Annotated in this window: 2 protein-coding genes; both read left to right on the forward strand. The window is 64.0% G+C overall.

Features of this window, described 5'->3' with window-relative positions; translation table 11 throughout:
- A partial coding sequence (locus tag A2J01_RS22525; protein WP_156519362.1) for an amidohydrolase occupies positions 1-924 on the forward strand: 924 nt, incomplete at its 5' end.
- Positions 924-1,468 (forward strand): MFS transporter (locus A2J01_RS22530; RefSeq protein WP_156519363.1); only part of this gene is annotated, 545 nt, incomplete at its 3' end. The genes A2J01_RS22525 and A2J01_RS22530, both read left to right, overlap by 1 nt.

Genomic DNA, 1,468 nt, shown 5'->3' on the forward strand with positions numbered 1-1,468 from the left:
ATGTACCTGCGTCTGGCCGAGCAGGATCAGCTCAAGACCCGCGTCAGCATGTACATGCTCAGCCACCTCCTCGATCACGTCATCGACACGGGAATGCACGGAGCCTTCGGCAATTCGCGGCTCGCGTTCGGCGGCATCAAGTTCTACGCCGACGGCACACTCGGAGGCTGGACCGCATACTTCCCCGACGGCTACGTGGGCGACCCGTGCCGCACCGGGCAGCTCTACCACGAGCCGGCGGACTACTCGGAGCTGATTGCCAAGGCACATTCGGTGGGTCTGCAGACCGCCACGCACGCTCAGTCACCGACCGCCATCGACATGGTGCTCGACGCCATCGAAGCAGCGCAGAAGGCTCACCCCGACGCCGACGCTCGTCACCGCATCGAGCATTGCGGACTCCCGACGGCCGAGCAGATCGCAAGGATGAACCTGGCCGGTGTCTACCCGGTGAACCAGCCACAGCACTACTACAACTGGGGTGAGGGCGTGACCGCTGCGATCGGCACTCCGGGCGAGCGGTTCAACCCGCTCGGCGAGTTCATCGCTGCCGAAGTTCCCGTGACCATCAGCTCCGACGCCCCCGTCGCAGAGCCGAAGCCGCTCGAAGCAATTCAGGCAGCCGTTACTCGTGTGACGCGTCAGGGCCATCAGCTCGGCTCCGATGCACTCCGCATCACCGCCGACCAGGCATTGCAGGCTCATACCCTCAACGGTGCGCGTGCGCTGGGCCGCGAAGCAGAGCTGGGCAGCATCTCGGTCGGCAAGCGGGCCGACTTCGTCATTCTGGGCGCGGATCCCCTCGAGGTTCCGGCCGACGCGATTGCGCAGATCGAGGTCCGAGAGACCTGGATCGACGGCGAACTCGCACATTCAGGTCATAACCACCTATTGTCGAGCACTTCGACCACTGAGGCAAAGTAATGAACCGAGAGCAACAGATCGTGAAGGCCCGCAAGGCGGGATTTGCAGCCTTCGTCGGTACAACTATCGAGTGGTACGACTTCTACGTGTATGCCACGGCAGCCGCCCTGGTGTTCGGTGACATCTTCTTCCCACCCGGAACCGACCGCCTGACCGGCGTTGCGGCGGCGTTCGCGACATACGCCGTCGGTTTCTTCGCTCGCCCGCTCGGCGGAATCGTGTTCGGCCATGTCGGTGACAAGATGGGCCGACGCACCGCCTTGGTTGTGACTTTGACGCTGATGGGTGCAGGCACGTTCCTCATCGGCATGTTGCCCACTTACGCGTCGATCGGGTTCTGGGCGCCGTTACTGCTGGTACTGCTCCGCTTCGTCCAGGGCTTTGCCGTCGGCGGCGAATGGGGCGGCGCGGTCCTGATGGCCGTCGAGCATGCACCCGAGGACAAGAAGACCTTCTACGGCGGTTTCGCTCAGCTGGGCAACCCGGCCGGCGCGCTCCTGGCCACAGGTTTCTTCAGCATTCTCTCCACCTTCGGCGACGACGC

This window comes from Rhodococcus sp. EPR-134 (genome assembly GCF_001647205.1).
Taxonomy (GTDB): domain Bacteria; phylum Actinomycetota; class Actinomycetes; order Mycobacteriales; family Mycobacteriaceae; genus Rhodococcus_F; species Rhodococcus_F qingshengii.